This is a genomic window from Methylobacterium sp. C1, from assembly GCF_001854385.1.
In the GTDB taxonomy this organism is placed as follows: Bacteria; Pseudomonadota; Alphaproteobacteria; order Rhizobiales; family Beijerinckiaceae; genus Methylobacterium; species Methylobacterium radiotolerans.
In genome coordinates, this window is record NZ_CP017640.1 from 4,091,608 (window position 1) to 4,118,235 (window position 26,628).

Annotated in this window: 22 protein-coding genes; 6 read left to right on the plus strand and 16 right to left on the minus strand. The window is 73.0% G+C overall.

What is annotated here, in order from left to right; all coding sequences use genetic code 11:
* The first annotated feature begins 4 nt into the window (after nucleotides 1–4).
* From BKE41_RS18950 to rpmG, 4 genes are all read left to right on the plus strand, one after another.
* On the plus strand, nucleotides 5–469 hold the full coding sequence (locus tag BKE41_RS18950; protein WP_058606206.1) for a DUF983 domain-containing protein: 465 nt from the start codon (nucleotides 5–7) through the stop codon (nucleotides 467–469).
* Nucleotides 426–1,172, plus strand: coding sequence for an NUDIX domain-containing protein (locus BKE41_RS18955; protein WP_012320511.1), 747 nt, complete (start codon nucleotides 426–428; stop codon nucleotides 1,170–1,172). The genes BKE41_RS18950 and BKE41_RS18955 overlap by 44 nt, the downstream gene beginning before the upstream one ends.
* Nucleotides 1,169–2,356 (plus strand): MFS transporter, encoded by a 1,188-nt coding sequence (locus tag BKE41_RS18960; RefSeq protein ID WP_234740692.1) that lies wholly within the window; start codon nucleotides 1,169–1,171, stop codon nucleotides 2,354–2,356. The genes BKE41_RS18955 and BKE41_RS18960 overlap by 4 nt, the downstream gene beginning before the upstream one ends.
* Before the next feature lie 106 nt (nucleotides 2,357–2,462).
* A complete protein-coding gene (gene rpmG / locus BKE41_RS18965) occupies nucleotides 2,463–2,630 on the plus strand; it encodes a 50S ribosomal protein L33 (protein WP_012320513.1) in 168 nt (55 codons plus the stop codon).
* A gap of 390 nt (nucleotides 2,631–3,020) precedes the next feature.
* Here the strand turns inward: rpmG and BKE41_RS18970 are convergent, their stop codons facing one another.
* The 5 genes from BKE41_RS18970 to BKE41_RS18990 form a co-directional block, all read right to left on the minus strand.
* Nucleotides 3,021–3,938 (minus strand): LysR family transcriptional regulator, encoded by a 918-nt coding sequence (locus BKE41_RS18970; RefSeq protein WP_024829236.1) that lies wholly within the window; start codon nucleotides 3,936–3,938, stop codon nucleotides 3,021–3,023.
* 76 nt (nucleotides 3,939–4,014) lie between these two features.
* Nucleotides 4,015–5,676 carry an OFA family MFS transporter gene (locus tag BKE41_RS18975; RefSeq protein WP_024829235.1) on the minus strand — a complete coding sequence of 554 codons (1,662 nt, stop codon included), beginning with the start codon at nucleotides 5,674–5,676 and terminating at the stop codon, nucleotides 4,015–4,017.
* Nucleotides 5,677–5,929: 253 nt separating this feature from the next.
* Nucleotides 5,930–6,616, minus strand: a complete 687-nt coding sequence (locus tag BKE41_RS18980; RefSeq protein ID WP_012320516.1) for a hypothetical protein — start codon at nucleotides 6,614–6,616, stop codon at nucleotides 5,930–5,932.
* A 162-nt stretch (nucleotides 6,617–6,778) separates the two neighbouring features.
* Nucleotides 6,779–9,478 carry an aconitate hydratase AcnA gene (gene acnA, locus BKE41_RS18985; RefSeq protein WP_012320517.1) on the minus strand — a complete coding sequence of 900 codons (2,700 nt, stop codon included), beginning with the start codon at nucleotides 9,476–9,478 and terminating at the stop codon, nucleotides 6,779–6,781.
* Nucleotides 9,479–9,942: 464 nt separating this feature from the next.
* Entirely contained in the window at nucleotides 9,943–10,758 is an 816-nt protein-coding gene (locus tag BKE41_RS18990) for a hypothetical protein (protein ID WP_041372718.1), read from the minus strand.
* Between the two features lie 129 nt (nucleotides 10,759–10,887).
* On the opposite strand from BKE41_RS18990, the gene BKE41_RS18995 reads away from it, so the two are divergent.
* The gene (locus tag BKE41_RS18995; protein WP_024829233.1) at nucleotides 10,888–12,288 is read left to right on the plus strand and encodes a leucyl aminopeptidase family protein; all 1,401 of its coding nucleotides are present in this window, start codon (nucleotides 10,888–10,890) and stop codon (nucleotides 12,286–12,288) included.
* A gap of 37 nt (nucleotides 12,289–12,325) precedes the next feature.
* Here BKE41_RS18995 and chrA read toward each other — a convergent pair whose 3' ends face one another.
* The 4 genes from chrA to BKE41_RS19015 form a co-directional block, all read right to left on the minus strand.
* Nucleotides 12,326–13,669 (minus strand): chromate efflux transporter, encoded by a 1,344-nt coding sequence (gene chrA / locus BKE41_RS19000; protein WP_043074201.1) that lies wholly within the window; start codon nucleotides 13,667–13,669, stop codon nucleotides 12,326–12,328.
* Nucleotides 13,666–14,838 carry a M20 aminoacylase family protein gene (locus tag BKE41_RS19005; RefSeq protein ID WP_012320521.1) on the minus strand — a complete coding sequence of 391 codons (1,173 nt, stop codon included), beginning with the start codon at nucleotides 14,836–14,838 and terminating at the stop codon, nucleotides 13,666–13,668. The genes chrA and BKE41_RS19005 overlap by 4 nt, the downstream gene beginning before the upstream one ends.
* 65 nt (nucleotides 14,839–14,903) lie before the next feature.
* Nucleotides 14,904–15,362, minus strand: a complete 459-nt coding sequence (gene cueR, locus BKE41_RS19010; RefSeq protein ID WP_012320522.1) for a Cu(I)-responsive transcriptional regulator — start codon at nucleotides 15,360–15,362, stop codon at nucleotides 14,904–14,906.
* Nucleotides 15,359–17,833, minus strand: coding sequence for a heavy metal translocating P-type ATPase (locus tag BKE41_RS19015; RefSeq protein WP_083374384.1), 2,475 nt, complete (start codon nucleotides 17,831–17,833; stop codon nucleotides 15,359–15,361). The genes cueR and BKE41_RS19015 overlap by 4 nt, the downstream gene beginning before the upstream one ends.
* Nucleotides 17,834–18,008: 175 nt before the next feature.
* Here BKE41_RS19015 and BKE41_RS19020 point away from each other — a divergent pair, with 175 nt between their 5' ends.
* Nucleotides 18,009–18,620: a glutathione S-transferase family protein gene (locus BKE41_RS19020; RefSeq protein ID WP_029359597.1), complete on the plus strand. Its 612-nt coding sequence runs from the start codon at nucleotides 18,009–18,011 to the stop codon at nucleotides 18,618–18,620.
* On the opposite strand, the gene BKE41_RS19025 is transcribed toward BKE41_RS19020, so the two are convergent.
* The 7 genes from BKE41_RS19025 to BKE41_RS19055 form a co-directional block, all read right to left on the minus strand.
* Nucleotides 18,602–19,873 carry an ATP-binding protein gene (locus BKE41_RS19025; RefSeq protein WP_012320525.1) on the minus strand — a complete coding sequence of 424 codons (1,272 nt, stop codon included), beginning with the start codon at nucleotides 19,871–19,873 and terminating at the stop codon, nucleotides 18,602–18,604. The genes BKE41_RS19020 and BKE41_RS19025 overlap by 19 nt on opposite strands.
* An 18-nt stretch (nucleotides 19,874–19,891) precedes the next feature.
* Nucleotides 19,892–20,980 (minus strand): lysylphosphatidylglycerol synthase domain-containing protein, encoded by a 1,089-nt coding sequence (locus BKE41_RS19030; protein WP_012320526.1) that lies wholly within the window; start codon nucleotides 20,978–20,980, stop codon nucleotides 19,892–19,894.
* A gap of 151 nt (nucleotides 20,981–21,131) precedes the next feature.
* Nucleotides 21,132–21,761: a uracil-DNA glycosylase gene (locus BKE41_RS19035; protein WP_012320527.1), complete on the minus strand. Its 630-nt coding sequence runs from the start codon at nucleotides 21,759–21,761 to the stop codon at nucleotides 21,132–21,134.
* A complete protein-coding gene (locus BKE41_RS19040; protein ID WP_070999976.1) occupies nucleotides 21,751–22,509 on the minus strand; it encodes a PIG-L family deacetylase in 759 nt (252 codons plus the stop codon). Before BKE41_RS19040 ends, BKE41_RS19035 begins: the two co-directional genes overlap by 11 nt.
* 188 nt (nucleotides 22,510–22,697) lie before the next feature.
* Nucleotides 22,698–23,936 (minus strand): glycosyltransferase family 4 protein, encoded by a 1,239-nt coding sequence (locus BKE41_RS19045; RefSeq protein WP_070999977.1) that lies wholly within the window; start codon nucleotides 23,934–23,936, stop codon nucleotides 22,698–22,700.
* A gap of 85 nt (nucleotides 23,937–24,021) precedes the next feature.
* A complete protein-coding gene (locus tag BKE41_RS19050) occupies nucleotides 24,022–24,894 on the minus strand; it encodes a sugar phosphate isomerase/epimerase family protein (RefSeq protein WP_012320530.1) in 873 nt (290 codons plus the stop codon).
* Nucleotides 24,891–26,492 carry a YcaO-like family protein gene (locus BKE41_RS19055; RefSeq protein ID WP_070999978.1) on the minus strand — a complete coding sequence of 534 codons (1,602 nt, stop codon included), beginning with the start codon at nucleotides 26,490–26,492 and terminating at the stop codon, nucleotides 24,891–24,893. The genes BKE41_RS19050 and BKE41_RS19055 overlap by 4 nt, the downstream gene beginning before the upstream one ends.
* Nucleotides 26,493–26,628: the final 136 nt, after the last annotated feature.

Consider the following 26,628-nt stretch of genomic DNA (forward strand, 5'->3'; position numbering starts at 1 on the left):
GGACATGGCCGCCGACGCGATACCCGAGCGCACCCGCCTGATCCCCGCGATGGCCCGGGGCTTCATCGGCCGCTGCCCGCATTGCGGCCAAGGCCGGATCTTCGGGCGCTTCCTCAAGGTGCGGCCGGCATGCGACGTCTGCGGCCTGGAGCTGCACCACCACCGGGCCGACGACCTGCCGCCCTACGTGGTGATCTTCATCGTCGCCCACATCGTCGGCTACCTGATCCTCGAGACTGAGAGCGCCTACGACGTGCCGCTCTGGGTCGAGATGGGCGTCTGGCCGGTCTTCACCCTGGTCTTCGCGCTGGTCCTGCTCCAGCCCGTGAAGGGCGCCGTCGTCGGGCTGCAATACGCCCTTGGCATGCACGGCTTCGCCACGCTACCGCGGAGCCGCCCCGCCCCAGGACCGGAGGAGACACGCCTTGCCGCTGCCGCAGCAGGAGCCCCAGATCGCCACAGCTCCTGAGCGGAAGCCCGCCGCTGCCGCGCGCCTGCGGCCGCGGGACGCCGCGACCATGATCGTGATCGACCGGCGCGGACGGGGCAGCCCGAAGGTCCTGATGGGCCGGCGCAACCCGAACCTCGCCTTCATGCCGGGCAAGTTCGTCTTCCCGGGCGGTCGGATCGAGCTCGGCGACCGCCACATGCCGGTGGCTGGGGCGCTGCCCGACTACGCCGAGGCGGCGCTGACCCGGCAGGTCTCCCGGCCCCCGCACCATCTCGGCCGGGCCCTGGCGCTCGCCGCCATCCGCGAGACCTACGAGGAGACCGGCCTGCTGCTGGGCACGACCGAGCACGGCGCTCCCGAGGACGTTCCGGCGGGCTGGGAAGGCTTCGCGCGGCACGGCGTCCTGCCGGACCTCGAGGCGCTGCACCTCGTCGCCCGCGCGATCACCCCGCCGAAGCGGGTGCGCCGCTTCGACACGCGCTTCTTCACCGTCGACCGCCGCATGGTGGCGGCCGAGGAGCCGGGGCGGGTCCAGGCCGACGCCGAGTTCACCGAGCTCGCCTGGGTCAGGCTCGACGCCGCCCGCAAGCTCGACCTGCCCACCATAACCCGCGCGATCCTGGACGATCTGGAGGCGCAGATCGCCGCCGATTTCGCGCCCTACCGGATGATCCCCTTCCACTACGAGCGCTACGGGCGGCGCGAGCGGGTGGCCTTGTGAGCGGTTCCAACGGATTGGAGCAGGAGCAGCGGCGCGGGATCAGGTCGGAGGAGGTGGCGGCGATCTCGGCGGCCGTGACCTGCGTCACCGTCGTCGGCATCGGCCTCAGCCTGTCGATCCCGCTCCTCTCGATCGAGATGGAGCGTCGCGGCGCCTCGAGCACGCTGATCGGGCTCAACACCGCGGTGGCGGGCATCGCCAGCATCTGCACGGTGCCGTTCGTGCCGCGCCTCGCCGCGCGGGTCGGCGTCGCCCCGCTGCTCGGGCTGGCGCTCCTCGTCGGGGCGGTCAGCCTCGCGCTGTTCCCGCTCCTGCCGGGCATCGCCCTGTGGTTCCCCCTGCGCTTCGTCTTCTCGGCGACGCTCGGCGCGCTGTTCGTCCTCTCCGAGTACTGGATCAACGCCGCCGCCCCGCCGGAGCGGCGCGGTCTGGTGATGGGCATCTACGCCACCGTCCTGGCGGCGGGCTTCGCGGTCGGACCGCTGCTGCTGGCCCTGGTCGGCACCGAGGGGCTGGCGCCCTACGCGACGGGGGCCGCCCTCATGCTGGCCGGCGGCCTGCCCATCGCCCTGGCCCGCGGCCTGTCCCCGACGATCGAGACGGGCTCCGGCCGCGGCATCCTCGGCTACGTCCGGCTCGCCCCCGGCGCCCTGGCGGCGGCCCTGGCCTACGGGGCGGTGGAGACCGGCATCTTCGCCATCCTGCCGCTCTACGGCCTGCGCCTCGGCTACGACGCGCAGGGGGCGGCCGGCCTCGTCAGCCTGATCGCGCTGGGCAACGTCCTGTTCCAGATCCCGTTCGGCTGGCTCGCCGACCGCCTCGACCGGGGCGCGGTGCTCCTCGGCGCGGGCCTCGCGGGCGCCGCGGGCTCGGCCCTGATCCCCCTCGCGGCCGGCCATCCGGCGGCGTTCGGTCTGCTCCTCCTCGTCTGGGGCGGCATCGCCGGCACCCTCTACACGGTCGGCCTCGCGATGCTGGGCGACCGCACGCCGCTGAACGACCTCGCGGGCGCCAACGCGGCCTTCGTGGTGCTCTACAATGTCGGCCTGATGCTGGGACCGCCGGTGATCGGCGGCGGGCTCGACCTCGTGCCGCCGAACGGGTTCGCGCTGGCGCTGCTCGCCCTGTTCCTGGCCTTCGCCGGCTGGCTCGCCGCGACGGAGCGCCGACGCGCCCGCTCTTGACCTGCCGGGCCCGATCGGGCATTCACCCGCCCGTATTCGGCCGGGCCCTCCCGGCCATTTGCGTTTCGCTCACGCGGAATGCCGCACCCTGCAGGAGCGCCGCGCCATGGCCAAGGCCGTCACCGTCAAGATCAAGCTCGTCTCCACCGCCGACACGGGCTACTTCTACGTCACCAAGAAAAACTCCCGCACGCAGACCGAGAAGCTGACGATGCGCAAGTACGATCCGGTCGCGCGCAAGCACGTCGAGTTCAAGGAAACCAAGATCAAGTAAGCCCGCGGGCCGCATCGCGGCCCCACGGCCGACGGGAAGCCGCTCCGACACGGGGCGGCTTTTTCTTTGCCCGACACCGCGATCCCGCCCGCGGCCGGGCGAACTCGGAGCGCCGCGGCCCGAACGGCCGACAGCCTGGCACCAGCACGAATCGTTAACCGTCGCTCGTCCCGGAGGCTGCTCGATTCGCCGGCCGATCACCGGCCCGCGGGTTCGGCCAGCCCGACAGGTGGAGGGCGGGTTCGATGCAGCGGATCCTGCTGGCGCTTCTCATCACCGCGGCGGTACTCGCGCTCTGGCTCCTCCTGACGCTGCCGGTGCACGCGCTCCGTGCGACTCGCGGATTGCTCCCGGCACGCCGCGCCCCGGTCCGGGCGCGGAGCCGATCGCTCACGCGGGCCCCGACGCTGCCAGATCCGGATCGAGCGTCCGCGCCAGGGACCGCGCGATAGAGACGAGGGCCGTGACCATCGGCGTGGACGGCTCGCGCCGCGGGGCGACGAGGCCGATCGTGTGCTCCAGGTCCGGCGCGGTGATCGGGAGGCTACGCACGCCCGCCATGGGGCCGAGGGCGTCGACCAGAATCTCCGGCATGATCGAGGCCCAGCGCAGGGTGCGCACATGGGTCAGCAGCACGATCATCGAGTTCGATTCGAGGGTCGCGGCGGGATCCGCACCCGCCTCCCGGATCTGATGGTCGATGATCCGCCGGTTCTGCATGTTCGGCGTGAGCAGGCAGAGGGGCAGCCGGCTGGTCTCGGCCCAGGTGACGTTGGCGCGATCGTCGAACGGGCCGCCGATCGCCGTCACGAGGCGGTAGCGCTCCCGGTAGAGGGGAACGGAGATCACCCGCCCGAGGGGCTCATTGTCGAGGTAGGTCAGGCCCGCATCCGCCTCCAGGTTCTCGATCAACGAGAAAATGTCGGCCGAGGTGGCGGATTCGACCGTCAGCCGCACGTCCGGGTGCCGCTCGCGGTAGGGCGTCGTGAGGTTCACGATCATCGGCAACGCCGTGGGGATGGCGGCGATGCGCAGGTGGCCGGTCAGGCCCCGGCGCAGGCCGGTGACCTCCTCGTGCATGGCCCGCGCGTCGGCCACGATGCGCCGCGCCCATTCCAGGACCCGCTCGCCCTCGGGGGTGAAGCCCTGGAAGCGGGAGCCGCGCAGCACGAGCTGCACGCCGAAGCGGTTCTCCAGCTGCTTCACGCCGGCCGAGAGCGTCTGCTGGGTCACGCCGCAGGCTTCGGCGGCGTGCCCGAAATGCTGCTCGCGGGCGAGCGCGAGCAGGAAGTCCAGCTTGTCGATCACGACGACGGCATCCCGGCACGGCGAGGCGCCGGAAACCTAGCGACCCGCCGTGCCCGCCACAACCGAGCGCGCCCGCTCAGCGGAACAGGATGAACGCCTTCGACAGGGTGATGCCGATGCCCCAGACGATCGGGATGCCGACCACCGCCCAGGCCACGGCGGCCCCGGCGCTGAACCCGCCGCGGCCGATGCCGAAGGAGCCGGACGGTCCCGAGGCCGTGGCGCCCGCGCGGACGTCCAGGGAGGCCCGCTCGGAATCGGACATGAACCAGCGCTGCGCCAGCGGCCGGACCAGCAGGTTGCAGAGGAAGCCGACCGCCAGGAAGCTCGCCAGCACGTACATGGTCCGGCCGTAGAGATCGGCCCCCTGCACGCCCGCGGCGACCTGCGCCTCGCGGATCTTGGTGATGACGAAGGGCCCGACGATGCCGGCCATCGACCACGCGGTGAGCAGGCGCCCGTGGATCGCGCCCACGAACTGCGTGCCGAACACGTCGGCGAGGTAGGCCGGCACCGTCGCGAAACCGCCGCCGTACATGGACAGGATCACGCAGAAGATCGCGACGAACAGCGCCTGCGAGCCGATGCCGGCGGCCCAGGGCGCCGCCGCGTACAGGAGGCCGCCCAGCGCGAAGAAGATCGCGTAGGTGCCCTTCCGCCCGATCCGGTCCGACATCGAGGCCCAGAAGAACCGGCCCAGGATGTTGAACAGGGACAGCAGGCCGACGAAGCCGGCCGCGATGGCCGCGACCTGCGCCTTCTGGCCGGCGTCGAGGGCCGAGAAGCCGGTGCCGGGCAGGCCGATCAGCTCGCCGCCGAAGATCTCTTGGAGCATCGGCGAGGCCAGGGCCAGCACGCCGATGCCGGCCGACACGTTGAGGAACAGGACGAGCCAGATCATCCAGAACTGGAAGGTCTTGTGGGCGTCGCGCAGGTGGACGTGCCCCGAGGCGATCATGGCGTTCTTGGCAGTCGGGCTGGTCCAGCCGTCCGGCCGCCAGCCGGCCGGCGGCACCCGGTAGCCGAACGCGCCGCCCAGCATGAACAGGATGTACCCGACTCCCATCACCGCCAGCGTCTGCCAGACGCCGGCCGAATCCGCGGTCCGGAAGCCCTTGATCAGGCTGTCGGCCAGGGGCGAGCCGATCATCGCGCCGCCGCCGAAGCCCATGATCGCCATGCCGGTTGCCATGCCGCGGCGATCCGGGAACCACTTGATCAGCGTCGAGACCGGCGAGATGTAGCCGAGGCCCAGCCCGACGCCGCCGATCAGGCCCATGCCGAGCCAGACGATCCAGAGCTGGTGGATGTAGACGCCGAAGGCGCCGATCAGGAAGCCGCCGCCCCAGCAGAGGGCCGCCGCGATGCCGGCCTTGCGCGGGCCCGCCCGCTCCAGCCAGCCGCCGAACAGCGCGGCCGAGAGGCCGAGCACGACGATGCCAATGGAGAAGACCGTGACGAGGTCGCTGACGCGCCAATCGCAGGTGGTGGTGAACAGGGCCGTCATCACGCCCATGTCGGGGCAGGCGGCGGGCGCCGGCTTGCCCACGGAGAGCGCCCGGGTCAGCGGCAGCCAGAACACCGACAGACCGTAGGCCATCCCGATGCAGAGATGAATCGCCAGGGCCGCCGGCGGCACCAGCCAGCGATTGAAGCCCGGCTTGGCGACGATCCGCTCGCGCGACAGCAGACTCGGCGTTCCCTCAGGCGCGATCGCGCCTGCCACTCCAGCACTCATGATGGACTCCTCCGCCGCGGCCTCGTTGGCGGGCCGCTCGGCGGGCGACCATGCGCGATCTGTGTGCAGGGTGCCAGCGCGCGACACGCTGAGCCGGCGTTTTTAATCCCGTTGGCCGCCGCCTGTATGCATATTCCGCGTGCACGGGTGGCGAGGCGCGGTCGGGAACCGGCTCTGCCGTGCAGCCGACCGCGCGGAGATCTCCGCGGGGCCGGGCAGCGGTCTTGTCCGGCGCCCGGCCCCGCGGTCCTTCTCACATCGGCGGGGTCAGGCCGTCCTTGCCGACCGCCACGAGCTTGCCCTCCGCCTTGGGACCGTCCTTGGCGACCACGGCGAAGACCTTGGAGCCGGGCGTCAGGATCGCCTTGTCGGCGGGCTCGAAGGCGACGATCGGCGCCGAGGACGGCACCACGATCTCCTTGGATCCATCCTTGCCGTAGCTCACCGTCAGGGTGCGCTCGCCGCCCGAGGCGGCCTTGTCGGCCTTCACGGTGCCGTTGGTCATCGCGCTCTTCACTTTCGGGGCGTTCGACGACTCGGCCTTCACGGTGCCGTTGGTCATCGCGCTCTTCACCTTGGCGCCGGCGCCCGCGGTGTGGTCGGTGATCGAGTCCCAGCCGTAATGGCCCTCGCCCGTGCCGCGCATGGACTCGGGGAAGAGCACGACCTCCAGGGCGGTCATCGGGTTCTCGCCCTTGGTGGCGGTGCCGATGAAGACGCCGTCCTTGATCGCGTCGAGGCTGGATGGGACCACCCAGGCGAACTTGGCGCCGGCGACGTCGACCGTCTCGGTCTTGCCGTCCTCGGTCTTGATCGTGAGCGTGCTGCCGTCGGCCTTGTCGACGGTCCCGCGGACGCGCTCGACCTGCGCGGCGAAGGCCGCGCTCGACAGCAGGGCTGTCAGGCCGGCGGCGGCGAGGGTCTTGCTGAGATGCTTCATCGAGGTCCCATCCTGGCTTCGGGAGCCGGGTTATGGGGCGCCTCGCGCGCGAAACAAGGTTGTGCGCAAGCGAAATGCCGGGCCTGTGAAACAAATAAGGCGGCGCCCGGTTGAGCGCCGCCTCATGGGTCGGTCGGGCGGCCCGAGGGCCGCCGCAGGAGGCTAGGCCGCGAGCGAGCGGAGCACGTAGGGCAGGATGCCGCCGTTGCGGAAGTACTCGAGCTCGTCGAGCGTATCGATGCGGCAGGTCAGGGGAACCTGCTTCACCGAGCCGTCGGCGGACTTGATCTCCGCGGTCAGCGTCTGGCGGGGCTTCAGCTCCCCGGCGAGGCCCTTGATGGTGACGGTCTCGTCACCCTTCAGGCCCAGCGACTGCCAGCTCGTGTCGCCCTGGAAGACCAGCGGCACCACGCCCATCCCGACGAGGTTCGAGCGGTGGATGCGCTCGAAGCTCTCGGCCACCACGGCGCGGACGCCGAGCAGCTTCGTGCCCTTGGCCGCCCAGTCGCGCGACGAGCCGGTGCCGTACTCCTTGCCGGCGAAGATGACGAGCGGCGTGCCCTGCTCGGCGTACTTCATCGCCGCGTCGTAGATGAACATCTTCTCGCCGGACGGCTGGAAGTGCGTCCACCCGCCCTCGACCACGCCGCCGGAGGCGTCCTTCACCATCTGGTTCTTGATGCGGATGTTGGCGAAGGTGCCCCGCATCATCACCTCGTGGTTGCCGCGCCGCGTGCCGTACTGGTTGAAGTCCTGCACGCGCACCTGGTGCGACTGCAGGTACTCGCCGGCCGGCGACGCCGCGCGGATGTTGCCCGCCGGCGAGATGTGGTCGGTGGTGATCGAGTCGAGGAACAGGCCGAGGATGCGCGCGCCCTCGATGTCCTCGACCGGCTTCGGGGTCTTCTCCATGCCGACGAAGTAGGGCGGGTTCTGCACGTAGGTGGAGCCCGGGTTCCACGCGAAGGTCTCGGCCTCGGTGACCTCGACGTCCTTCCAGTTCTGGTCGCCGCCGAACACGTCCGCGTAGCGGGACTTGAACAGCGCCGAGGTGATGTTCTCCTCGATGAACTGCTGCACCTCGGCCGAGGACGGCCAGATGTCCCTCAGGTAGACCGGCTTGCCGTCGGATCCCTGGCCCAGCGGCTCGGTGGTGATGTCGATCTGGAGCGAGCCGGCGAGCGCGTAGGCGACGACCAGCGGCGGCGAGGCGAGGTAGTTCGCCCGCACGTCGGGGTTCACGCGGCCCTCGAAGTTGCGGTTGCCCGAGAGCACCGCCGCGGCGACGACGTCGTTGTCGTTGATCGCCTTCGAGATCGCCTCCGGCAGCGGGCCGGAATTGCCGATGCAGGTCGTGCAGCCGAAGCCCACGAGGTTGAAGCCGAGCGCGTCCAGCGGCTCCTGCAGGCCGGACTTCTCCAGGTACTCGCCGACCACCTGCGATCCGGGCGCGAGCGAGGTCTTCACCCAGGGCTTGGAGCGCAGGCCCTTGGCGACGGCGTTGCGGGCCAGCAGCCCCGCGCCGATCATCACCGAGGGGTTCGACGTGTTGGTGCAGCTCGTGATCGCGGCGATCACCACGTCGCCGTGCCCGATGTCGAAGTTGGTGCCCTCGACCGGGTAGCGGCGGGCGAGGTCGGCGGCCTTCTTGAACTCGGTCTCCATGGAAGCGGCGAAGCCCGCCTTGGCGCCGTCGAGGAGCACCCGGTCCTGCGGGCGCTTCGGGCCGGCGAGCGAGGGCCGGACCTCGCCCATGTCGAGCTCCAGCGTGTCGGTGAAGACCGGGTCGGGGGTCTGGGCGTCGCGCCACATGCCCTGCGCCTTCGCGTAGGCCTCGACCAGGGCGATCCGATCGTCGGAGCGGCCGGTGACCTTCAGGAAGTCGATGGTCTTCTGGTCGACCGGGAAGAAGCCGCAGGTCGCGCCGTACTCGGGCGCCATGTTGGAGATCGTGGCCCGGTCGGCGACGGCCATGTCGTCGAGGCCGGGGCCGTAGAACTCCACGAACTTGCCGACCACGCCCTTCTTGCGCAGCATCTGGGTGACGGTGAGCACGAGGTCGGTGGCGGTGGTGCCCTCGGGCAGCTTGCCCGACAGCTTGAAGCCCACGACCTCGGGGATCAGCATCGACAGCGGCTGGCCGAGCATGGCCGCCTCGGCCTCGATACCGCCGACGCCCCAGCCCAGCACGGCCATGCCGTTGACCATGGTGGTGTGCGAATCGGTGCCGACGAGCGAGTCGGGATAGGCGACGTCGGCGCCGTTCTCCGACTTCGTCCAGACGGTCTGGGCAAGGTATTCTAGGTTCACCTGGTGGCAGATGCCGGTGCCCGGGGGGACCACCGAGAAGTTGTCAAAGGCCGACTGGCCCCACTTCAGGAAGGTGTAGCGCTCGCCGTTGCGCTCGTATTCCAGGGCGACGTTGTCGGCCAGCGCCTTCGGGGTGCCGAACTCGTCGACGATCACCGAGTGGTCGATCACGAGATCGACCGGCACCAGCGGGTTGATCTTCTGCGGGTCGCCGCCGAGCGCCACCATGGCGTCGCGCATGGCGGCGAGGTCGACCACCGCCGGCACGCCGGTGAAGTCCTGCATCAGCACCCGCGAGGGGCGGAACGCGATCTCGACCTCGGCCTTGCCCTTCTGGTCGAGCCAGCCGACGGCGGCCTCGATGTCGGCCTTCTTGACCGAGCGGTCGTCCTCGTAGCGCAGCAGGTTCTCCAGGATCACCTTCATGGAGAAGGGCAGCGCGGCGGCGGAGGCGAGGCCGTTCTTCTCGGCCGCGGGAATGGAGTAGTAGGTGTAGGTCTTGCCGCCGGCTTCGAGCGTCTGGCGGGCCTTGAAGCTGTCGAGTGAGGGCACGGCTGGTTCTATCCTCGCTGCGGGTTGTCGAACACGCGCAGGCAAGACCTGCGCTACGAGATCTGTGTTCGGCCTGTGTAGCGCCCGACGGGCGCGCGCCGCCCCGGGAGTGCCCGGGCAGGACGATGCGCGGGGGCGATTTGGACGCCCGTGATGCCGCGCGGCGCAGCCGCGGAGGGATATAGAACTTTTCGAATCTGGCCGCTACCGGGTCGTCATGACAGGCGCGTTTTCCTGTCGGGCGCGGGGCGCAGAGATACGGCTCCGGTCGGCTGGCGCGGGCCGTCCCCTGTGACCGCGGGGCCAGCCCCGCGCCGCAGTGCAACGTCATTCCGGGGCCGCGCAGCGGAGCCCGGAACCCAGAGTCGCCGGCGCGGGGCGATCCGGCTGCGACGCTGGTCCTGGCCTCCGGCCTCGCCTTCGGCCCCCTGGAATGACGGCGCGGCCGGCCGTCGGGTCGCCGATCACCCCTGCCCCGGCGCGCCCGCGCCGGACAGCGCCTTCGACCGGTTCGGCTGGGCCGCGAGCCGGCGCAGGGACGCGACGTTTGTGGCCGCCTCCTCGGCGCTCATGTCGCGGCGCAGGACGGCCTCGGCGTCGGCGAAGCGGCCCTTGAGGCTCAGGACCATGGCGAGGTTTGCCCGCACCCGCGCGTCGGCGCCGGGCTGGTCGGCGGCGAGCCGCAGGGTCTGCTCGGCCTGATCGAGGTTGCGCGACAGCGCGTAGGACAGGCCGAGATTGGACAGGAGCGAGGGCTCGTTCGGCCGAATCTTGAGGGCGGCCTCGTAGAAGCCCTGCGCGCGGGCCTGCTCGCCGAGCTGGGCGGAGGCCGAGCCCTGCGCCGACAGGATGCGCCAGTCGGGATTGGCGGGGGTGTGCGCGTTGGCCAGCACGTCGATCGCCTCGCGGAAGCGGCCCGCTTCGACCAGCGACTTGCCGTAGGCGCCGAGAAGGGCCCGGTCGCGCGGGTTGCGCAGGGCGGCCTGCTGCAGCACCGCCGAGGCCTGGCTGATCTGATCGGTGGCCCGCAGGGCGCGGGCGTAGGCCATCGCCGTGCGCCCGTCGGCGGGGTCGGCGTTGAAGCGCTCGGCCAGCCGGTCGACGTCCTGCCGCGAGGGCGCCGCGGCGGCCGCGGATGGGCCGCCGAGGGGGCCGATCGAGCCGGTCGTTTCCGGAGAGCCGGTGTTGCAGCCGGCGAGGCCGAGCGCGACGGCGGCCGCGAGGGCCGCGCGGCGTCCGGCACGGGCCTGGGACTGGGTGACCCGGAACAGGGCCGTCATCATGGTGCGCTCCGCCGGCATCTGGACCGGACGCGATGGCACGCGCTTCACGCTCCCGGCCGGCCGGTGATAGAGCGTTAACCCTAATCACCGGTTAAGCCGCCGCTCCGGGCGGCACGCGAGAGGCACATGACCCAGGCCGAGATTCCGGCGACGACCCGCGGGCTCCTGCCCGGCGACACCCAGGCCGTACCGGTGACGCTGGTCACGACGGGAGATTGGGCGGTCGTCGAGTCCGGCCTGGAGCCGGCCCAGCGGAGCTTCGCCCAGGCCATCGGCTTCACGCCGAAGGCGGGCAGCCTCGCGCTCCTGCCCGGCCCGGACGGCAGCCTCGCGCGGGTCCTGTTCGGCCTCGGCGATCCGGAGGCGGCCGCCTACGACCGTCTCCTCGTCGGCAAGCTGCCGGGGCTGCTGCCGGAGGGGATCTTCCGCCTCGAGAACGCCGCCGAGCCGCATGAGGCCGCCCTCGCCTGGCTGATGGGGAGCTACCGCTTCGGCCGCTACCGGTCCGGCGGCGGGACCAAGGCCCGGCTCGCGGCGCCGGCCGGCATCGACGCGGCCGAGGTCGAGCGGATCGCCGCCGCGGTCGCGCTGGGCCGGGATCTCGTCAACACGCCGGCCAACGATCTCGGACCCGCCGAGATCGAGGCGGCTGCCCGGGCACTCGGCGACCGTCACGGCGCCACCGTCACGGTGACGGAGGGCGCGGCCCTCGCCGAGGGGTACCCGCTGATCCACGCGGTCGGCGCCGCCTCGCCCCGGGCACCGCGGCTGATCGACCTGACCTGGGGGCCGGCGGACGCGCCGCGCGTGACCCTGGTCGGCAAGGGCGTCGCCTTCGACACCGGCGGCCTCGACCTCAAGCCGTCGGCCGCGATGCTGCTGATGAAGAAGGATATGGGCGGCGCCGCCGCGGCGCTGGCCGCCGCCGACATGGTCATGGGCGCGGGCCTGACCCTGCGCCTGCGCCTGCTGATCCCCGCGGTGGAGAACGCGGTCGCGGGCAACGCCTTCCGCCCCGGCGACGTGCTGCCCAGCCGGGCCGGGCTCAGCGTCGAGATCGGCAACACCGACGCGGAGGGCCGGCTGATCCTCGCCGACGCGCTCGCCCTCGCGGACGCCGACGCGCCCGAGCTGATCCTCGACTTCTCGACCCTGACCGGTGCGGCCCGGGTGGCCCTCGGGCCGGACCTGCCGGCCTTCTTCACGGAGGACGACGCGCTGGCCGAGGCGGTGGCGCGGGCCGGGCGGACGGCGATCGATCCGGTCTGGCGCATGCCGCTGCACGCGCCCTACGCGAGCCTGCTCGACTCCAAGGTGGCCGATCTCAACAACGTCTCCGGCGGGCCGTTCGCGGGGGCGATCACCGCGGCCCTGTTCCTGCGCCGCTTCGCGCCCAACACGAGGGCGCACGGCCATTTCGACCTCTACGGCTGGAACCCCTCGACCAAGCCCGGCCGGCCGGAGGGCGGCGAGGTCCAGACCGCGCGGCTGACCTACGCGCTGCTCAAGGCCCGCTACGGCGGCTGATCGCCGCTCTTCGCTGCGCTCGGGACGACGGAGCGGCTCAAACGAGCCCCGCCTGCCGCAGCAGGATCCCGGCCCCGGCGCACAGCGCCAGGGTCTGGAGCGTCCCGAGCCCGAACCGGAAGACCGCGAGGATCGCCGCCAGGGTCAGCAGCAGGGCGGCCGGGTCCAGGCTGCCCGGCACCGGCAGGTCGAGCCTGAGCGGCCCGAGCGGCACCGTCTCGACCTGGGCGAACAGCGTCCGCAGCCCGAACCACACCGCGAGGTTGAGGATCACGCCCGCCACCGCGGCGGTGATCGCCGAGAGGGCGCCGGCCAGCCGGCGGCTGCCGCGCAGGCGCCCGATCAGCGGCGCGCCGGCGAAGATCCACAGGAAGCACGGCACGAAGGTGACCCAGGTCGTCAGCAGCCCGGCGAGCGTCCCGGCGAGCAGCGGCGGCAGGGCGCCGGGCGCCCGGAAGCCCGCCAGGAAGCCCACGAACTGGAGCACCATGATCAGCGGGCCGGGCGTGGTCTCGGCGAGCCCGAGTCCGTCGAGCATCTCGCCGGGCTTCAGCCAGCCGAACTGCTCCACGGCCTGCTGCGCCACGTAGGCGAGCGCCGCGTAGGCGCCCCCGAAGGTCACGAGGGCCATCTTGGAGAAGAACAGCGCCACCTGCCCGAAGACCGGCGGCACGCCGGGCAGGACCAGCAGCGCCGCCACCGGCAGGAGCCAGACCGCGAGCCAGAGCGCGGCCGTCCGCAGCGAGGACGCGGCGCCGACGCGCTCCCGCGGCAGCGCCGCCTCGCCGATCAGGACGTCCGCCTCCTCCGCCGGATCCACCGCGCGCTCGGCGGCCGGGCGCCGGCCGCGGGCGAGGCCGAGCGCGCCGGCGGCGACCACGACCAGCGGGAACGGCACCGCGAGGGCGAAGATCGCCACGAAGGCCGCGAGGGCCACGAGCCGGTCCGTCCGGTCACGCAGGGCGCGGCCGCCGAGCCGCCACAGGGCGTGCAGCACGATGGCGAGCACCGCCGCCTTGAGGCCGAAGAACAGCCCGGCGACCGCGTCGACATGGCCGTAGAGCACGTAGAGCCAGCTCAGGGCCATCAGGGCGAGGAGCCCGGGCAGCACGAACAGCCCCCCGGCGACGAGGCCGCCCGCCGGCCCGTGCATGAGCCAGCCGATATAGGTGGCGAGCTGCTGCGCCTCCGGCCCCGGCAGCAGGGTGCAGAACCCGAGCCCGTGCAGGAAGCGCCGCTCCGAGATCCAGCGCCGCTCGTCCACCAGGATGCGGTGCATCACGGCGATCTGCCCGGCCGGCCCGCCGAAGGAGAGCGCCGCCACCCGCAGCCAGACCGGGACGGCCTCGGCCAGCGACGGGGCGGCGGGCGGCGCGCTCAGGCGCTGCGCGGCAGCCCGGTCTCGATCAGGCGCGCCCACAGGGAAGCCCCGTACGGCGCGGCCGCGTCGTTGAAGTCGTAGTGCGGGTGGTGGAGCGAGGCACTGTCGCCGTTGCCGATGAACATGTACGCGCCGGGGCGGCGGCCGAGCATGTAGGAGAAGTCCTCGGCGGTCATCATCGGCGCCACCGCCCGGTCGACGTTCTCCCCACCCACCAGCGCCGCGGCGACGCCGGCCATGAAGTCGGTCTCGGCGGGATGGTTCTCGGTCACCGGGTAGCTCGCCCCGTACTCGACCCGGCCCCGCGCGCCGAAGCCGCCGGCGATCTCGGCCACCAGGGTCTCGATCCGCGCCTTGATCTGGCTGCGCACGGCCTGGGACAGGGTGCGCATCGTGCCCCGCATGGTGACGGTCTGCGGAAGCACGTTGAAGGCCTCGCCGGCCTCCAGCGCGCAGACCGAGACGACGGCCGACTGCACCGGGTCGAGGTTGCGCGACACGATGCTCTGCAGGGCGATGATGACGTGGCTCGCCACGAGCACGCTGTCGACGGCGTTCTGCGGCAGGGCCGCGTGCCCGCCCCGTCCCTCGATCGTGACGGTGAAGCGGTCGGTCGAGGCCATGATCGGCCCCGGCCGGATCGCGAAGGTGCCGACCGCCATGCCGGGAATGTTGTGCATCCCGTAGACCGACTCGACCCCGAACCGCTCCATCAGGCCGTCGTCGACCATCGCCTCGCCGCCGCCGCCGCCCTCCTCGGCGGGCTGGAAGATCAGCACGGCCGCCCCGTCGAAATCCCGGGTCTCGGCGAGGTACTTGGCAGCGCCGAGCAGCATGGCGGTGTGCCCGTCGTGGCCGCAGGCGTGCATCTTGCCCGGCACGGTCGAGCGGTAGGGCAGGTCGCGCACCTCCTGGATCGGCAGGGCGTCCATGTCGGCGCGCAGGCCGATGGCGCGGTTCGAGCTGCGTCCCCGGCCGCGGATGACGCCGACCACCCCGGTGCGGCCGATACCGGTAACGACCTCGTCGCAGCCGAAGGACCGCAGCGTCTCGGCGACGAAGCCGGCGGTGCGGTCGACGTCGTAGAGCAGCTCGGGATGGGCGTGCAGGTCGTGCCGCCACGCCGTCATCGTGTCGGCGAAGGCGTGGATCCGTTCGAGGACGGGCATCGGGTCGGGGCTCTCGTGGCCTTTGCGGGTGGGTCGGACCAGCAAAGCCGGGGCCAGAGCCGCCGTCAACGGCCACGCTTGGCGAGCGCGCGGATCGCCCGCTGCCGCGTCGGCCCGTGATCCGGCGCCGCGAGATCATCGAGGATCGGACATTCTGGACGCGCGTCGCCGCAGCAGGCCTCCGCCAGATGCTCCAGCGTCCGGGCCATCCCCTCCATCTCGGCGATGCGGCGGCGCAGATCGGCGATCTGCTCCTGCGCGATCGCCTTCACCCCGGCGCTCGGCCGGGCCCGGTCGCGCCAGAGCGCCAGGAGATCCGCGATCGCGCCCACGCTGAAGCCGAGGTCGCGGGCGCGGCGGATGAAGCGCAGCGTGTGCAGGTCCGCCTCGCCGTAATGGCGGTAGCCGGCCTCGGACCGGGCGGCCGGCGGAAGCAGGCCGGTCGCCTCGTACCAGCGGATCATCTTGGCCGAGACGCCGGTGCGGCGCGCCGCCTCGCCGATCGTCAGGTTCGCCGCGCTCATGCCGGCCTCGCGGCGAGGGCCGGCGTCGCGGCCGCCGCGGGCCGCCCGCCGGCCCGGCGCAGCCGCAGGGCGTTGCCGAGGACGAACACGCTCGAGAACGCCATGGCGCCCGCGGCCAGGACCGGCGACAGGGCCGGGCCGCCGAACGGCACCAGCACGCCCGCCGCCACCGGGATCAGCGCGGCGTTGTAGGCGAAGGCCCAGAACAGGTTCTGGCGGATGTTGGCCATCACCGCCCGCGACAGCGTGAGAGCCTCGACCAGGGCTTCCAGGTCGCCCGACATCAGCACCACGTCGGCGCTCTCGACGGCGATGTCGGTGCCGGTGCCGATCGCCAGCCCGACATCGGCCTCGGCCAGCGCCGGCGCGTCGTTGATGCCGTCGCCCACGAAGGCCACCGGCCCGTGCGCGGCCCGGAACCGCTGCACGGCCTCGACCTTCCCGCCGGGCAGCACGCCGGCGGCCACGGCGTCGATGCCGAGGCTCCGCGCCACGCCGGCCGCCGTGACGGGATCGTCGCCCGTGACCATCGCCACCGCGAGCCCGCGCGCCTTCAGGGCTGCCACCGCCGCGCGGGCGCCCGGCTTCACGGGATCGGCCACCGCCAGGATCGCCGCGTGGCGGCCGTCGAGGACGAGGTGGATCGGACTCCGCCCCGCGCCCGCCAGCGACGCGGCCCGGGCGGCGAGATCCGGGTCCAGGGCGACTCCGAGGCGATCCAGGTAGCGCGGCGCGCCGAGGGCCACGGCCCGGCCCGCGACCCGTCCGGAGATCCCGAAACCCGCCACCGCCTCGAAGCTGTCGGGCTCGGGCGTGGCGAGGCCGCGGTCGCGGGCCGCCGCCACGACGGCGCCGGCCAGCGGGTGCTCAGAGCGGGTCTCCAGCGCGGCGGCGAGGGCCAGCGCCGCGTCCTCCGCGACACCGGCGGCCGGGACGATCTCGGTGAGCCGGGGGCGCCCCTCGGTCAGGGTGCCGGTCTTGTCGAGGGCCACGACCCGCACGTCGCGCAGGCCCTGAAGCGCCGCGCCGTCGCGGAACAGCACGCCGCGCGCCGCCGCGCGCCCGGTGCCGACCATGATGGCGGTGGGCGTCGCCAGCCCCATGGCGCAGGGACAGGCGATGATCAGCACCGCCACGGCGTTCACCAGGGCCGGCCCCAGGGCCGGGGCCGGCGCCAGGATCAGCCAGGCCAGGAAGGTCACCGCGGCGATGCCGATCACCGCCGGCACGAACCGCCCGGTGACGCGGTCGACCAGCGCCTGGATCGGCAACTTACCGCCCTGGGCGCGCTCCACCATGGCGGCGATGTGCGCCACCACGGTGGCGCCGCCCACGGCCCCGACCCGGAGGTCGAGGCTGCCGCGGCCGTTGAGCGTCCCGCCGACAACGGGATCGCCGGGCCCCTTGCGCACCGGGGCCGGCTCGCCCGTGACCATGCTCTCGTCGACGTGGCTGGTGCCCGAGACCACGGCGCCGTCAGCCGCCACGCGCTCGCCCGGGCGCACCCGGACCACGTCGCCGACGCGCAGGGCGTCGAGGGGGACCTCGTTCTCCGCACCGTCGCGGACGACGCGGGCGGTCTTCGGCGTCAGGTCCATCAGCCGCGCGATCGCCTGGCCGGTGCGCCCCTTGGCGCGCGCCTCCAGCGTCCGGCCGAGCAGGATCAGCGTGACGATCAGGACGCTCGCCTCGAAGTAGAGGTGCGCCGCCCCCGCCGGCAGGAGATCGGGCGCCAGCGTCGAGACCAGCGAGTACAGGTAGGCGGCGCCGGCACCGAGGGCGACCAGGGCGTTCATGTCGGGATGGCCGCGCAGCAGGCCCGGAACGCCGCGCAGGAAGAAGCGCCGCCCCGGGCCGGCGAGGACCAGGGTGGCCAGCACCGCCTGGATCAGGGCCGTCACGGGGCCTCCGTGCAGGGCGGGCAGGAGGTGGCCGCCCATGTCGAGGACCACGACGGGCGCCGACAGCAGGGCGGCGACGATCAGGTCGCGGCGCAGGGCGCGGCCCTCCTCGGCCTGACGGGCCGAGGGGTCGGCCGGATGGCCGGCCTCGACCGGCCGGGCCTCGTAGCCGGCCGTCTCGACGGCCGCCACCAGCGCGTCCATCGGCACCACGCCCTCGGGATGGCGGATCGCGGCCCGGCCCGCGGCGAGGTTGACGCTGGCCCCGGTCACCCCCGGAACGGCGGCCAGCGCACGCTCGACCCGGCCCACGCAGCTCGCACACGACATGCCCTCGACGGCCAGCAGGCTCTGCGTCTCGGGGACGGGGTAGCCGGCATCCGCGAGCGCCGTCGCGACGTCGCCCGGGCCCGTGGCGCCGTCGAGGACGAGGCTGGCGCGGTGGGTGGCGAGGTTCACCGCCACGTCTCGGGCGCCGGGCAGCGCCGCGAGGGCGCGCTCGACGCGGCCGACGCAGGAGGCGCAGGACATGCCCTCGACGGGCAGGGTGAGGGCGACGGATTTCGACATGGCAGTGATCCGGTTCGAAGCGTCCATGCCCGGTCAGATGGGGCTTCCCATCATGGGAAGGTCAAGGGGTTGGCGGGCGACCTCCCCGGTCGGGCCCGCCGATGCGGGGCCGCCGCCGTTGTCGAATCGCGCGCGCCCGGCCAAGGTCCGCGCCACCGGAGCGGCGGGGACACGGATGGGCGAAGCGCTGACGATCTACGGCGACCCGGGTTCCGGGAACTGCCTCAAGGTCAAGTGGGTCGCGGCCCATCTCGGCATCCCGGCGCTCTGGCGCGACGTCGACGTCCCGGGCGGCGGGACGCGCAGGCCCGAGTTCCTCGCCCTGAACCCCGCCGGCCGCGTGCCGATCGTCGTCCTGTCCGACGGCACCGTGCTGTCCGAATCGAACGCGATCATCGTCTACCTCGCGGAGGGCTCGGCGCTGGTGCCCGCGGAGGCCCTGCCCCGCGCCCGCATGCTGCAGTGGATGTTCTGGGAGCAGTACAGCCACGAGCCCTACATCGCGGTCCGCCGCTACCAGCTCCACTATCTCGCGCGGTCGCCGGAGGATCTCGACCCGAAGCTCGCCGAGCGCGGCGCCGACGCCCTGCGGCTGATGGAACGAACCCTCGCGCGCTCGGCTTTCATGGCGGGCGGCACCCTGACCCTCGCCGACGTGGCGCTCGTCGCCTACACGCGCATGGCCCACGAGGGCGGCTTCGACCTCGCGGACTACCCGGCGATCCGCGCCTGGGTCGGGCGCGTCGAGGGCGGGCTCGGGATCGGCCCCTACGCCGGGCCGGCCTGATCGGCCGCGGCCTGCGGCGGCGCGGCGCCGTATTCCGGCAGGCTGACCCGCACGGTCGTGCCCTCCCCGGCCGCGCTCTCGATGGCGAGCCGCCCGCGGTGGCGGTTGAGGCTGTGCTTGACGATGGCGAGCCCGAGGCCCGTGCCGCCGCGGGCGCGGCTCGACGCGACGTCGACCCGGTAGAAGCGCTCCGTCAGCCGCGGGATGTGCTCGGGCGGGATGCCCGGCCCGTCGTCGGCCACCGACAGGACGACGCGGCGCCCGAGGCGCGGGTCGTCCTCGCGGGCGAGCCCGACGCTGATCCGGCCGCCGCCGTACTTCACGGCGTTCTCGATCAGGTTCTCGATCACCCGGGCGAGCTCGTCGGCGTCGCCGGGGACCGCGTAGGGGCCCGCCCCCTCCTCCAGCCGGATCGTGGCGCCCCGCGCCTCGGCGGGCAGGCCCTGGGCGTCGACCATCTGGCGGGCGAGCGCCCCGAGATCGACCACCGCGGTGGGCGCCACGTGCTCGCGCAGCTCGATCCGCGACAGCGACAGCAGGTCGTCGATCAGCCGCGTCATCCGCTGGGCCTGGACGCGCATGATCTCCAGGAAGCGCTCCCGGGCCTGCGCGTCGTCGCGGGCCGGACCCTGCAGGGTCTCGATGAAGCCGATCAGGGTGGCGAGCGGCGTGCGCAGCTCGTGGCTCGCGTTGGCGACGAAATCGACCCGCATCGCCTCGAGACGCCGGGCCGAGGTGAGGTCGCGCAGGAACAGCAGCGCGCTCACGCCGGACCCGTCGGGCATCGGCAGCGCGCCGATCTGGACCTCGAAGGTCCGCTCCAGCGGCACCCGGGTCGACAGCGCGACCCGGCGCGGGAGGCCGGAACTCAGCACCGCCTCGATGCCGTCGAGGACCTCCGGGTCGCGGAGCGCGAAGGACAGGGGCCGGGCCTGATGGAGCGCCGGCAGCAGCGCCCGGGCGGCGGGATTGGCCTCCAGCACCAGGGTACGCCGGTCCACGAGGATGACCGGGTCCGGCACGTGGGCGAGCAGCGCCTCGGCGACGGCGTGGCGCGGCGTGGCGGCGGCCGGTCGCGCGACGGGGGCCTCGCGGCCGCGCCCGCCGAGCCAGCCGCCCAGGCAGACCGCCGCGAGCCCGATCAGGATCAGCGGGAGGTCGAGCCGCCCGGCCAGGGCGGTGGCGAGCCCGAGCAGGCCCGCGGCGATCGCGGCGCCAGTCCAGGCGGGGGAGCTGCGCAGGCGGCCGGACATGGCGGGCGCGCCGGCCGATCAGCGGGACTCGGACTCGTCGCGCCACGCCCGGCCGGACGGCCCGGCCGTGCCCTCCGGCGGGCCGGGATCGCGGGCACCGCCCGCACGCTTCACGATCTCGTAGAGGCCGAGCATCGCCAGGGCGGTCACGAACGGCACGACGTAGTAGCAGCCCCGGAACAGCAGCAGCGAGGTCAGCACCTCGTTGCGCGGCAGGCTCGACAGGGCGAGGAGCACGGTGGCCTCGAACACCCCGATGCCGCCGGGCGCGTTCGACGCGATCCCCAGCATGGCGGCCAGCACGTAGATCGCCAGGAAGGTGGTGAAGCCCAGCGTCGTCTCCTGCGGCAGCAGGACGTAGAGCACAGCCGCCGCCGCGCAGACGTCGCCGATGCCGACGATCATCTGGCCGATCGACACGGACGCCCCGGGCAGCTCCAGGCGCCAGTGCTTCACGGTGATGCTGCGCTTCTTGGCCGAGACCCAGGCCAGGTAGCCGAGCACCAGGGCGAGCGCCGCGAGGCCGACACCCTGGTTGATCCGGATCGACGTGAAGGCGAGCCCGGCGAGCTGGCCGGCCTCGATGATCAGGCTCAGGCCCAGCACCACGCCCATGCCGAGCCAGAAGGTGAAGCCGGCGATGACGGTGAGCGCGGCGATCTTGGCCGTCGAGAGGCCCTGCCGCGCGTAGATCCAGTAGCGGATCGTCCCGGCGGTGAGCAGCGGGAAGCCGAGGGTGAAGCTCACCGCGTAGCTCGTGAACGAGGCGAGCGCGGTGATCCGGTACGGCACCTTGATCTTGAGCTGGCGCAGGGCCAGCGCGTCGTAGCCGGTCAGGAACAGGTAGCTGACGCCGACGAACAGGAAGGCGAGGCCGAGCTGCTCGGCGGTCGCGGCCGCGATGGCGCTGCGCACCTCCGCCCAGCTGACGCTCTGCACGAGCTTCCACAGGACGCCGAGGGAGACCGCGAACAGCACGATGCTGGCCGCCGTGCCGATCCAGGCATAGCGGCTGCGCCGGCTCTTCCGCTTCGAGCCCGCTCCGGCATCGTGCTGGACCGGCTCGACCGGCTCGACCGGGCTCCGGTGCTGTCCCTGAAAATTCATGCCGATCGGCGTCCGCCCTTCCGGCTGCGCGGCCCGGCCGAAGGCCGTCAGCCCGTGCCGGAATCTCCCGGACCGCGGCCCGTTGCCCCGCATGTAGGCCGAACCGGCGCGCAAGGCCAGGGAAGGCAGGCCCGTGACGGGCGATCTATCCTCAGCCGGAGGCCCGATCGAGGATCGCGGCCGCCTCCGCGAGGCCGCGCCGGATCCGCTCGGGCACCTCCGGCGCGGTGCAGACATAGGTCGGGCTCGGGTGCGGCACCCGGATCACCGGCAGGTCGGGGCGGAGCGCCGCGAGGGACGGCGCCGCCTCCCCGGCGAAGCGGCCGGCCAGCACCGCCACGGCGAGGCGCGGCAGCAGGTCGAGGAGCGGGGCCAGATAGGGCGCGGCCGCCGCGACCTCCGCCCGGCGGGGCGCCCGGTTGCGGGCGCCCTCGGCGTGGATCAGCCAGGGGACCGCGTTCCAGATCAGCGTGTCGGCCCGGCTGAGCCCGGCCTCGGCGAGGAAGCGGAACAGGTTCGCGGCCGTGCCGTTCGCGCTGTCGCGGGTGACGAAGCCGGTGCGCAGCACCGCCGGGCCCGGCGTCTCGAGGAGGAGGAGCATCCGCGCCCCGACGCCGCCATCCAGGGGGTCGGGCGCCGGGACCGGGGCGCCGCGCTCGGCCGCGATGCGCGCCGCGAGGGCCCGGATCGGGGCGATGTGGGGGCTGTCGATCAGGGCGCGGCGGGCCGCCAGGGCCTCCGGATCGGCCAGCGCCTTCGGGGCCCGCGGCTCAGCCGGCATCGAGGCCGGGAATCGTCGGGCCGCCGCGACGCGACCGGCGGAAGCGCTCGGTGCCCGTCTCCCGGGCGAGGCGCGCGTCGAGGCCGGCCACGCCGCCGAACTGGAAGCCGATCTGGCTGGCATAGGCCGCGCAGGCGGCGCGCTTCCGGGCCTGGCACTCCGGGTCGAGGGTCACCGTCGCCTCGGGAAGTTCCGCGAAGAGGTCCGCGAGCGGCTCCCGGGGCGCAGCCTCGCGCACCGTGTAGGGGAAGTCGCGCCACCACAGGATCGGGAGAAGCGGGTCGAGGCCGCGCAGAGCCCGGACCACCTGGACGTGATCGACATGGCCGCCGATCGCCTGGGGGGCGAGGAGGAGATCCGGTTTGTCCGCGGCGATCAGCGCCGCGACGGCGGGCGCGAGGTCGTCCGCGATGCCGTCATCGGCGCGGGTCTCGGCGAAGAGTTCCGGCGCCGAGCCGTAGCCCCGGTGCGGCGCCTCCCGGAACGGCAGGTGCACGGGCGGGGCGATGCCGAGCGCGGCAGCCGCGCGGACATCCTCGTCCCGGCGCAGGGCCATGTAGTCGATCTCCGGTCCCAGGCCCTTGTCGAGCTGGCAGGCGAGCGCGAAGCCCTTCGGCTCGGCGACGCTGCCGGTGAACAGGGTCACCATCACGACGCGCCAGCCCGCTTGCGCGAGGCTTGCCAGGAGGCCGCCGCACGAGAAGGCCGCGTCGTCGAGATGGGGGGAGAGGGCGAGCGCGGTGGGCATGGTTCAGAGCCTGTCGGCGGGCACGACGTCCGACCCGCGACCTCATCCCGAGGTACCGCTGCGCAGCGGGGGCCTCGAAGGAGCCCTTCAAGCAGCGCTGTGATCCCTGGAGGAATCCTGGGAGGCCCGCTGACGCGGGCACCTCAGGATGAGGGGGTGGATCGGGATTCCCGAAGCTGGCGGACCGTTCAGAGCAGGTGCGGCTCGGCGCGGAAGCGGCAGGTCGGGTCGTCGGGCAGGTCTTCGGGAAAATCGGTGGCGGGCTGCTCGTGGCGCACCCGCGCGTAGACCTCCATGATCTGCCGCCCGACCGCGTGCCACGAGTAGACCCGCCGGCACTCCTCCAGGCCGGCCGTCGCGATGCGCCGGCGCAGATCGGCGTCCGTGACGATCCGGGTGAGCGCCGCGGCCAGCGCCGGGACGTCGCCCGGGTTGACCAGCAGCCCGTTCTCCCCGTCGCGCAGGCAGTCCGAGACGCCGACCGCGTGGCACGACACGGTGGCGAGCCCGGCCGCCAGCGCCTCCAGGATCGTGTTGGAGAAGCCCTCCGCGTAGGTCGGCGAGACGAACACGTCGGCGCGGCGGTAGAGGTCGGGCACGGAGCCGTATTCCGCGTAGCCCGTGAAGGCGATCGCGCGCTCCGAGAAGGCGTGCTCCGCGGCGAGCGCCTTGGCCGGGTCCACGTCGGGCCCGATTCCCGAGATCGTGGCCGCGAAGGGCGTGCCCTGCGCGCGCAGGATCGCCAGGGCCTCGATGAAGTCCAGCACGCCTTTCCGACGGTCGACCCGGCCGTGGTAGAACAGCCGCACCGGCCCGTCATGGGGCGCCGGCAGCCCGTCGGACGTGCCCTGCGCGAACCGATCGGTGTCGACCGCGCCGGGCACGATGGTGAAGCGGGCCGGGTCCGACCCGAGCCGCTCGCAGACCTCGTCCACGAAGGAGGCGCCGCCGATCAGCAGCGCGTTGGCGTGGGCCAGCACCTCGCACATGGCGACCCGGTGGGTCTCGCAGCAGGAGCCGACCCAGTGGCCGTCGCCGCCCTGGATCGAGACGACGCTCGGCACGCCGAGCTTGCGGGCGGCGAGCAGCACCGCCCAGCCGGTCGGGTAGCCGTACTGGGCGTGCAGGATGTCGAAGGGGTTCCGGGCGTGCTCCCGGGCGATCGCGTCCACCATCGTGGCGATGTCGCGCTCGAAATCGCCCGACGTCTGCTCGCCGAGCTGTTCCAGGCCGATCACCCGCACGCCCGGCACCGGCGGCGGCGGCCCGCCCCCGTAGACCCGGGTGCCGAAGGCGTCGCCCCGGTACTGCGAGATCATCGTGACGTCGTGGCCGGCGCCGACGAGTTCGCGCAGCAGGTTCTGCGCGTAGACGCTCATGCCCGATATGGCCGGGAAATAGCGGCGGCTGAGGAAGAGGATTCTCATCGCACCGCACCTTCGCAGAGACCGGGAGAGGCGCCGAGGCGCTCCCTCTCCCGTGCCCGATCCTCGCCTCGCCGCAATTCGGCCCTCACTGCCATTGCCGCCGCGTCTCCTGCTCGCCCGCCAGGACCGGGCCGGGGCGCCGGCAGCCGCGGAGATAGTCCAGCGCCTGCGGGATCATCACGTCGGCCCGGTGGCTCTCGCGGGAGAGCTCGACGCAGATCAGCTTGCCGAAGCCCACCGCCTCCAGAGCCTCCAGCACGCCCGGCACGTCCATGTCGCCCTCGCCGAAGGGCAGGTGGATGTGGCTGCCGCGCTTCATGTCCTCGATCGCCACGGTGCCGATCCGGTCGGCGAATTCCCGCACGGCGGCCGCCGGCTCGCGCTCGCCGGTGACGAGGCAGTGACCCGTGTCCAGGGCGAGCCTCAGCCCCGGCACGTCGAGCGCCGCGTAATCGTCGAGCGTCTCGATCAGCATGCCGGGCTCGGGCTCCAGGCAGGGCACGATTCCGGACTCGGCCGCGAAGGCCGCGACCTCGTGCAGACCCTCGACCAGCCAGCGCCGGGCCTCGCCGTGATCGACGCCGGGCTTCGGCACGCCGGCCCAGAACGAGACCGCCTCGGCGGAGAGCATCGCGCCGATCTCGATCGCGCGCTTCAGGAAGCCGACGCGCCGGGCGCGGCCCGCGGCGTCGGCGGTCACGAGCGTCGGCTCGTGCTTGGCGGACGGATCGAGCAGGAAGCGGGCACCCGTCTCGATGACGCAGGTCAGCTCCAGCTTCTCCAGCAGACTCGCCACCCGGCCGGCCTCCGCCGCCCAGGTCTCGGCGAAGGGGTCGAGATGGTGGATGTCGAGGGTGAGCGCCACGCCATCGTAGCCCGCCGCCTTGATCAGGTGGAGCGCGTCGTCGAGGCGGTGGTTGGCCGCGCCGTTGGTGTTGTAGGCGAACCGGAGCGTCACGCCGCCCTCCCCTTCCGCTGGGCGAGGCGGAAGGGCGCGTGGTGCGATTCCGGCTCGCGGTAGAGCGGATAGTGCCGCCCGACGATCCGCTCGGCCAGGGCCACGTCGAACAGCGGCTGGCCGCCGAACCGCTCCAAGGCCTCCGGGGTGAGACGCACCGGGCGCAGGGTCTCGCTCTCGGTGCCGAACGTGATCAGCGGGTGGTCGCGGTCGAGAAGCTTCTTCGTGTTGCGCTCGCCGATCCGGTAGTAGCTCATGGTCTCGACCTCGAGCCCCGGCACGATCGCCTTCACGACGCCGACCCCGCCCCCCGGGGGCGTGCAATCGACGTAGAGCACGTCGAACCCGGCCTCCAGCAGCCGGTCGCAGGCGATCTTCCCCCGGGCGTGGCCGTCGGCGGCCGGGGTCGAGGGCAGCTCGGCGAAGCTTTTCGTGCTGCGCTCGGAATAGACCGTGTCGGCCAGCACGCCGCGCAGGTCCGCCGCCGGCATCTCGATCCATTCGAGCATGGCCTGCAGGGCGCGGCTCTCCTCCAGGTCCAGGCTGGGCAGCGCCTTCTGGATGAACGCGTCGACGTAGCCCGGCGGCGTCACCGTGGCGGCCATGTCGAGGGGGCCGTGGCCGAAGGTCTTGCGGACCCGCGCGGCCTGGAACTCCAGGAGCGCCTTGCGCAGCGCCCGCTCCCGGTCCGGGTCGCAGGCCTCGCCGCAGGCCGAGAGGGCGATCGGCGCCGGGGTCCGCGCCGGATCCTCGTCGTAGCCGACGACGTAGAGGTTGGTCAGGCCGAACTGGTCGGTGGCGAATTTCGGGAGCGCCCGGATCCCGAGCTCCTTGAGCCGGGCCAGCATCGCGGCGTTCTCCGGACCGATCCCCTCGAGGTCGAGCATCACGCCCTGGTCGAGGGCCCGGAACAGCAGCCCGTTGCCGTCCCGCTGCAGCAGCTCCAGCACGCCGTGGCCCAGCGCGAAGGGCACGTCCGGGCCGGCGCCGAGGCCGTTGGTGATCAGGTTGGTGAAGGGCTTGTAGCCCTCCGACAGCTCGAAATAGTCGGTCGCGGCGACGTCGAGGGGCATCAGGACGATCTCGCCCGTCGCGTGCCGGACGCTGGGGGTCCATTCGAGCACCGTGTCGCGGCCGACCGGGGAGCCGGCGGGCAGGCAGAGGGTCAGCGGGTCGGCGACCGACTTGGCGCCGTAGACCCGGACGAGATCGGTGTAGCTCGCCCGCTCCTTCGCCCGCGGCAGCACCGCGAGCGACGGCATCAGGTTCTCGGCGATCTCCGCGACGGCGCCGATCAGCGCCTCGTCGTCGGTGGCGCCGTAGCCGATGCCCGACGGCATCGCGCCCACGAAGAACGGGTCGTCGAGAAACAGGGCCACGAACCAGACCGGGACGCCGGTGCGATCGAGGGGCGCCAGCGGGAAGCCGACGACGCGCCCCTCCGGCAGGACGTCGAGATAGGCCTTGACCGGGTCCGGCAGGGTCCCGGGCAACCCCTCGATCGGCCGCTTGGCGCCGAAGCGGTAGGGGCGCGGCGCCTTGATCCGCTCGTGGCGGGCGCGGTCGTCCTGGTCGTGAAAGGCGTCTGGTTGGGTCAAGTCGTGTTCCCGTCTGCCGCGAACCGGCGCCGAGCCCTGTCCCATCCACCCACCTCATCCTGAGATGCCGAAGCGCAGCCGAGGCCTCGAAGGAGGGCTCCAGAAGGCGCTGTGCTCCCTGGAGCCCTCCTTCGAG